Origin of the sequence: uncultured Veillonella sp., from assembly GCF_934190855.1 — a bacterium.
Lineage (GTDB): Bacteria > Bacillota > Negativicutes > Veillonellales > Veillonellaceae > Veillonella.
Window position 1 is genome coordinate 1 of the sequence record NZ_CAKPTN010000070.1, and the last position, 8381, is coordinate 8381.

Consider the following 8381-nt stretch of genomic DNA (forward strand, 5'->3'; position numbering starts at 1 on the left):
TCCCTGCCCAGATATATTCCATATACTTAGCATAGCCTGCACAGGTCATAATCATGAGGCCCAAATTTACGATATTATTTGATGTCGTTATTCTTACGATATCCATGGCATCAAATATGAGAACACCTGTGGATTGGTCATCAACTAATATGGCATCAATCCAGTTAGCTTCATAAGCGATGAACATCATAAGGATTCCCATGCCAATCAAAATAGGCTGTGGTTGATAGCGCTTCATTAATAATATGCCGGTTATAGCAATAATGATGAGACATATAACTATATTCATAAATAAGCATCCCTCAACTAGAGAATATATATCAGACTTATATTACACTTACGTTACACTTGTATTATATTTATATTATACCTATATCATGCATAAAAGATAAATAAAGATACAATGAAAAAGCACTGTTATCCTTAAAATAACAGTGCTTCTATCTTTTATACTTTTATTTATGCTCTTGTAACCACTGAATCGCATATTCAGCATACACTGCAGATGCGGCAGATAGTACAGTATCATCCATATTAAATCGATTGTTATGATGATCGTACGTAGCCTCTACTTCAGGATTTTGAATACCAATAAAGGCAAAGCAGCCTGGTTTATCTTGTAAATACCATGCAAAATCTTCCCCTGGCATTACTTTACGCATCTTAGATAGCTTGTCTTTACCAAGTGTATCGATTACTACACGTTCTGCCAGTTCACTGGATGCGGGATCATTAATAGTAGGCGGTACTTTTTTTACATATTCTAATGTTGCAGTCGCGCCATAGGCCTCAGCCGTATGTTCTACTACGCGTCGTATGGATTCTACATAATACTCTTCTTGGTCTGGATCAAAGAATCGAATGGTGCCCCCCATTTTAGCTTCACCAGGGATAACATTCCACTCAGATCCAGAGTGAATATTACCAATAGTGAGTACGAGAGAATCTAAGGCACTCACATTACGAGACACTACGGTTTGCAAGTTCATTACAATGGCACTAGCCACTACAATAGCATCCACTGCTTGATGTGGCTGTGCACCATGGCCTTGCTTACCTTTTACATTGATAGTAATTTGGCTACTTGCAGCCATCCGAGGACCTTCTTCAACAGATACGAGACCTGCTGGCAAATCGATCCACACATGACCGCCAAAGATGGCATCCACCTTGTCATACCAGTCTCCAAATTTGATAAAATCTGGTGCCCCTGCTCCTGTTTCCTCAGCTGGTTGAAAGGCTAAATATACGTCGCCTTCGATGCGGTCTTTCATAGATATTAACATCTTTGCAGCGCCTAGCAAGATAGCCATATGACCATCATGACCACAAGCGTGCATTTTTCCTTCAGTTTCTGATTTATAGTCTACTGTATTATGTTCGTGAACAGGCAATGCATCAATATCAGCGCGCAACGCAATAGCCTTGCCCGGTTTATCACCATGGATGATACCAATCAAGCCAATGCCACGCTCTGTATCCACATGAACCTCTACGCCCATAGACTCTAGCTCTTTAGCCAAGGTCTTTGTTGTTTCGAACTCTTCATTACTGAGCTCTGGATGTTTATGGAAATATCTACGCCAATCTTGGACGTAACCTTTATATTGTTCTATTAAATCGCGACTATGCATGATATCGCCTCCTCACTAAATCCCAACATTACTAGGAATAACATGGTAAAAGTAAAAGAAAACGACAGGCAGGACCATGTCGTTTTCTTAGTTTCTTATCGGTTGCGTAATACCGCTTGTACCGCTAAGGATACAACAGCTGTTGCAACTGCCACAGCAGCAGTAATTTTTGCTGTTGTGAAAAGTTCTTCTTTTGTAGGTTTTGCTTTAGCAGCAATATCCAATGTTTTTGCTACAGCAGGTACCAATACTTCATTACGTAAGGATTCTGTATTCATATTTACTCCTCCAATATAGACTGTTTCTTCTAGGTTAACACGAATGAGAACTAAAGTCTATATATTCATTGATTTATTTCTATAGCCTTATATTACTAGACTATAGTACTCAATGATTGTGAAGATCAAAGGACTTCCTATTTCGCCGCTAATTCTTCAATTACTTCCGCTACAATAGCAATCGCTTTTTCCAATTGTTCTTGAGGGATATTAAGAGCTGGTAAAAGACGTACTTTATTTTTCGCAGATAAGCATACAACGCCCTTTTCAAGACATTTAGCGATAACTGCTTTTGGATCTACTGTAGTTTCAATACCGAGCATAAGGCCCATACCGCTCACACCAAGGATACCAGGTTTACCAGCTAAAGCAGCTTTTACATAATCCCCTTTTGCTTTCACAGAATCTAAGAATTCTGGCGTTAAACGGCTAATGATGGTATTACCTGCTGCCGCACAAATAGGATTGCCGCCAAAGGTTGTAGCATGAGCACCTGCATTTAACACATATTGCATCTTTTCATTGAATAAGGTAGCGCCCATAGGGAGACCACCCGCTAAACCTTTTGCAGTAGATACTACATCTGGTTCAATACCGAATTGTTGGTATGCATATAAACTACCAGTACGGCCATTACCAGTTTGTACTTCATCGATTAACACAAGTTGATCATGTTCATGAGCATATTTTGTTACAGCTTGTACGAATTCTTTATCTAAAGGCATTACGCCACCTTCACCTTGAATCGGTTCCATCATGATGGCGCAAACGGCTGGGTTAGCAAGTACTTTTAATGCCGCATCAATATCGTTAGCTGGCGTATGAATAAAGCCTTCTGTAAAGGGGAAGAAATGTTGATGGAATACATCTTGGCCTGTAGCAGACAAGGTAGTAATAGTACGACCGTGGAAACTATTTACTAACGTAACGATGACATGACGACCTTCACCGTATTTGTCATGACTATATTTACGAGCCGCCTTGATAGCACATTCATTAGACTCTGCACCAGAATTGGAGAAGAATACCTTCTTCATACCTGTTTTAGCGCATAGTTGTTTCGCTAGTTCAATTTGTGGCAAGGAATAGTATAAATTAGAGATATGGTTCAAGGCATGAGATTGCTTTGTTACCGCCTCTGTCCATTCATCGTCATCTATACCAAAGGCGGTTACGCCAATACCAGACCCAAGGTCGATATATTCTTTACCATCTACATCCCACAAAAGAGAGCCTTTACCCTTTTCAAAGCATACATTAAACCGGCCATACGTATTGGCTATATATTCTTTATCTTGTTGTTCAAAATCTACTGTATTACTCATTACATCCTCCAAACGTACGGCCGTGCCGTCGTCTATCTATATGAAAGGTAATCAGATGATTACCAGCATTCTATCTACTAGTTTAAGCTACAAACATAGTACCAAGACCTTCATCGGTCAATAGTTCTATAAGAATGGCATGTGGAATCTCACCATTGATGATAAATACCTTTTGGGCACCGGCTTTGATGGCCTCTAAACAACAATCTACTTTAGGAATCATGCCTCCTGCAATAATTCCATCCACCTTTAATTGCTCCGCCTCTGCCATTGTAATTTTTGAAATTAAAGACTCTGGATCATGCACGTCTTTCAGTACACCATCAATGTTAGTCATGGCCACCATAGTTTCTGCCTTGAGGGCACCTGCAATTTTTGCTGCTACTGTATCGGCGTTGATGTTATAGGTCTTACCATCTGCGCCCATGCCAATGGACGAGATAACTGGAATATAGCCACGGCTAATGACATCGTGGATAATGCTCGTATCAATAGTATCGATAGAGCCTACGTACCCAAGCTCATCATCTTGCTTATGAACTTGAATCATATTGCCATCAACGCCACAGAGGCCCACGGCTTTACCACCAAGGTCAGTAAGGTCTGCTACGAGACCTTTATTAACCTTACCGGCTAATACCATTTGTACTACATCCATAGTCGCTTCATCGGTTACACGCAAGCCATTGGCAAAATGGGATTCAATTTGCATGGCATCTAGTGTACTATTAATGGCTGGACCGCCGCCATGAACGAGGACAACTTTCACCCCTACCAATTGGAGTAATAGTAAATCCTTCATAACGGATTTTTTTAATTCTTCATCAATCATGGCATTGCCGCCATATTTAACGACAACATATTGATCGGTATATTGTTTAATATATGGAACGGCCGCAGTTAAAATATGCGCCCGCATTGCATTTGTTACGTCCTTCATAGTTCCCTCTCTAACCTAGTGCTAGGCCTGTATCCTCAGGCAAACCTAAAGCGATATTCATACATTGAACTGCGGCACCAGATGCACCTTTGCCTAAATTATCGAAAATAGCATGAACCATGATGCGTTCATCATTACCAGTTACATAGATTTTCATGCTATCTGTATTGCTCATTTGATTAGCATTTAACATGCCAGTATTACTGTTCTCAGTAAATGGCACGACAGTAATGATTGTACTATCTTTGTAAAAATCTTCTAATGCCTGTTGTACTTTATCAATGCTAACTGACTTTTGACATAAACGACTATGGATACCCACAGTTACTTCCATGCCGGAGTAATAATCGTCAACGATAGGGATAAAAATAGGTGCTTCACTAAGTCCACAAACATGTTGAACCTCTGGCAAATGCTTATGCTGTTGACTTAGACCATATTGACGCGGTGCATAGAGGAAATAATCTTTTGGATTACTTTCATATTGACCAATCATCTTTTTACCGCCCCCACTATAGCCGGTTAAGGATGTAATGGTGAAAGGATAATCTGTTGGCACGAGACCTGCTTTTACAAGAGGCGCAATACAAGCAATCATACCGCTCGCATGACAGCCTGGGTTAGCAATATGTTTTTCTGTACTGATAGCTGTTTTATAATCAGCACCAAGTTCTGGGAAACCATAGGCCCAATCATCCGCAGTTCTAAACGCAGTAGATGTATCAATTACCTTACAAGGCAGATCACCGATAGCTGCCATGATTTCTTTAGATGCCGCATCAGGCAAGCAAAGAAATACAATATCTGCCTCTTTAGCTACCGCTTTAATGGCCTCAACATTTTTACGATCCTCATCAGCAGTAGCCAATAATTCTATATCTTTTCTATCAGATAACCGTTCATGAATTCTTAAACCTGTCGTACCTTCATGACCGACAATAAATACTTTATACGGTGCCATAGTAAACCTTAATTCTCACCTATCGGTGACTCACGCCTATTTATATAGCCCCTCAGCTATTATAAATAGGAAACAAACTATACCATACATCACCTTCTAGGGAGATGAAATTACTTCAATGGATAGTCACTAAAAGTAGCAACCATAACAGCTTTGATAGTATGGAGACGATTTTCTGCTTCTTGGAATGCTAAGGAATTTGGACCTTCAAATACATCTTCCGTTACCTCAATGCCATTCATACCGAACCGTTCAAAAATATCCTTACCTACTTGAGTTTCAGTATTGTGGAACGCTGGTAAGCAGTGACAGAACTTTGTATTTGGATTACCAGTCAACGCCATCATTTCTGCGTTAACTTGGAATGGTTTAAACGTGTTAATACGTTCTTCCCACATATCATAAGTATCACCCATGGTTACCCATACACCTGTGTAGATAACATCTAAGCCTTTAACACCTTCAGCTACATTATCCGTACATGTAATAGTAGCACCTGTTTCTTTCGCTACTTTTAAACATTCTTCATAGAATGGACCTACTGGCCAATATTGTTTAGGACCGATGAGTCTGAAATCCATACCCATTTTAACGGCGCCACTCATTAAGGCATTACACATATTGGATTGACCATGACCTACATAAGCATAAGAGATTTCATTCAATGGTTTATCGATATTTTCTTGAAGTGTCAAGAAATTCGCTAATGTTTGTGTAGGATGATCCATATCAGTAAGACCATTCCAAACAGGTACGCCAGAATAATCAGCTAGTGTATCTACATCGGCTTGATCAAAACCTCTAAACTCGATAGCATCATACATAGATCCTAAAACACGAGCTGTATCTTTTAAGGATTCTTTTTTATTCATTTGGGAACCTGTAGGGCCAAGATAGGTTGTATGAGCACCTTGGTCCGCAGCACCTACTTCAAAAGCACAACGTGTCCGTGTAGAATCCTTTTCAAAAATTAATGCAAAGTTTTTACCTACTAATGTTTTGATTTCTTTACCTGCTTTTTTATCAGCTTTTAATTTTGCGGCCAATTCCAAGAAGTATTTAATTTCTTCTGGTGTATATTGAAGCATTGTTTTAAATGATATATGTTGTAAACTTTTCATGATAACCTCTTATTTCAAACTACTTGTTTAACTACTTTTCTTGTAAAAATTCGGCGGCAATAGCAGCCATCATTGTTATACCTGGTTCTAGAATTTTTTCATCAATGGTGAAAGCCTCATTATGTAAGGCGGGGTTACCTTCAAATCCAGTACCTAACCAAAGGAATGCACCTTTTATTTTATGAAGATATGCAGAGAAATCTTCTGCTGCCATGGACGGGAACTCAGGATGTACGACGGCGTCTTTGCCGAGATATTTCTCTACAATAGATGTGGCATAATCGATGGCTTCTGGATCATTTATGGTAGCGCCATGACCACGTTTATACTCTAAGGTACTTTGCGTTTTAAACATCACATCGATGGCCTGTAAGCTTTCACCTAATCGTCGCTCAATGTAATCTCGTTTCTCTGGTTCATAGGTACGGCAAGTGCCCTCTAGATACACATCACCGCAGCCTACGTTATATCGGTCACCACCATTGATAACACCGATAGTACACACGAGATTTTCCATTGGATTCGTTTCACGAGCTACCATGGATTCAACATTTACAATCCAGTTAGCAGCGGCTACGATGGCATCCACCCCATTATGAGGCTCCGCACCATGAGTTGATTTTCCTTTAATATGAACGAGAAAGTGATCCGATGCAGCCATCAAATTACCTTTCTTGAGGCCTACAGTGCCAACTGGTAATTGGGGCCACACGTGAAGCCCATATATCTCATCTACGTCATCAAGGATACCGCTATCTACAATACCTTGAGCACCTGAGAATAAAGCCTCCTCTTCGGAGGGTTGAAATACGAGCTTTACAGTGCCGTGCAATTGATCTTTAATAGATTGTAAAATCGCTGCAGCACCAAGCAAAATCGCAATATGGCTGTCATGACCACAAGCATGCATAACACCTTTATTTTGGGATGCAAATGGTAAACCCGTCTCCTCATGAATGGGCAATGCATCTATGTCGGCACGCAATGCAATAACTGGGCCTGTATGGGCTCCTTCAATTTTGCCGATTACCGCATAATCAGAAACATCATTTACAAAAGGGATGCCTAATTCGGTGAGAACCTTTTGAATAAATAAAGATGTATCTTTCTCTTCACCAGATAACTCTGGATGGCTATGAATATATCGACGCCATTCCACAACTTGTTCAATGTATTGTGAGGCGTATTGTTTAATTAAGTCTTGTAATGTAATCATTACCCTATCTCCTCTATACACTATATGTATAATATATACATATTTTGTGTATTTTTATAACTTATGTACGTATTATAATACCATCAATTATATTATTCAAGTTTTATACGCAATTTCTGTATTTTTATTTGTTATATTATAAATTAATTTTAGTCATAGAACTAAAAACTCAGCTTTAATATATGGCATTTACTGGAGACATTTTATAAAAACAATTAATACAACACCAACATTATTCTGTATAAAAAACGAAAAGACACCTTCTAAAAAAGGTGTATTTTCGTTATATTATCTTATTTATTCCTATAATCTTATTTTTGAATGACTGATTCATCGAGCTGTGTACCATCAGGCAAGAATGCTTTTACAATTAATTGATTCGGCATAACAGTCATAGTCATATAGTTATTCTTTTCACGATCTGGCGCTACATATACATCTAGTGGGTGCTCTTTCCACTTAGGACGGCGCGCATCGCCTGCGATCCCAGTAAGTATATATAGCGGTCCCGATGCATCCCGCTCAAAGTTACGCACATGCCCCCGATTTCGATAGGAATGTAAATGAGCTGACAGAACTAAGTCTACATTAAACTCATCAAAGATAGGCATAAATAGTACGCCTTCGTCATCAAAACCAACCGCTCGACTTGCTCCTGCTCGATCAAAGGCATATTGGAATGGATCACGATGCATAAGAACGACAGTCCATTTTTTCGTATTAGCTGCTAAATCTTTTCGTAACCATTGAACTTGTACATCGTATAAATCAGGATGATGCGTATCATGATTATCCTCATGATTACTTTCATATAACATCGTATCTAATACAACGTAATGGACATCGCCGAAGTCATAGGAATAATAACGACGATTAAAGGTTTCATTCCCATTAGGCGGTACTGCG

General features: G+C 39.4%; 8 protein-coding genes and 1 pseudogene. All 9 read right to left on the bottom strand.

Annotation, left to right across the window (positions count from 1 at the left end):
- A pseudogene (locus tag Q0F90_RS05375) lies at positions 1 to 289 on the bottom strand (transporter); the annotation flags it as partial.
- Positions 290 to 455: 166 nt separating this feature from the next.
- Positions 456 to 1634 (bottom strand): M20 family metallopeptidase, encoded by a 1179-nt coding sequence (locus Q0F90_RS05380; protein ID WP_296004026.1) that lies wholly within the window; start codon positions 1632 to 1634, stop codon positions 456 to 458.
- 95 nt (positions 1635 to 1729) lie between these two features.
- Entirely contained in the window at positions 1730 to 1912 is a 183-nt protein-coding gene (locus Q0F90_RS05385) for a hypothetical protein (RefSeq protein ID WP_009351246.1), read from the bottom strand.
- 137 nt (positions 1913 to 2049) lie between these two features.
- Positions 2050 to 3237, bottom strand: a complete 1188-nt coding sequence (locus Q0F90_RS05390) for an aspartate aminotransferase family protein (RefSeq protein ID WP_296004028.1) — start codon at positions 3235 to 3237, stop codon at positions 2050 to 2052.
- Between the two features lie 82 nt (positions 3238 to 3319).
- Complete coding sequence (gene argB / locus Q0F90_RS05395; RefSeq protein WP_296004031.1) at positions 3320 to 4177, bottom strand: acetylglutamate kinase; 858 nt, start codon at positions 4175 to 4177, stop codon at positions 3320 to 3322.
- A gap of 10 nt (positions 4178 to 4187) precedes the next feature.
- On the bottom strand, positions 4188 to 5138 hold the full coding sequence (gene argC / locus Q0F90_RS05400; protein ID WP_296004032.1) for an N-acetyl-gamma-glutamyl-phosphate reductase: 951 nt from the start codon (positions 5136 to 5138) through the stop codon (positions 4188 to 4190).
- Between the two features lie 110 nt (positions 5139 to 5248).
- Complete coding sequence (gene argF, locus Q0F90_RS05405) at positions 5249 to 6259, bottom strand: ornithine carbamoyltransferase (protein ID WP_367113412.1); 1011 nt, start codon at positions 6257 to 6259, stop codon at positions 5249 to 5251.
- Between the two features lie 31 nt (positions 6260 to 6290).
- Positions 6291 to 7475 carry a M20 family metallopeptidase gene (locus Q0F90_RS05410; RefSeq protein ID WP_296004033.1) on the bottom strand — a complete coding sequence of 395 codons (1185 nt, stop codon included), beginning with the start codon at positions 7473 to 7475 and terminating at the stop codon, positions 6291 to 6293.
- 311 nt (positions 7476 to 7786) lie between these two features.
- Positions 7787 to 8381, bottom strand: a 595-nt coding sequence (locus tag Q0F90_RS05415) for a metallophosphoesterase (protein ID WP_296004035.1), incomplete at its 5' end; no start/stop codon positions are given.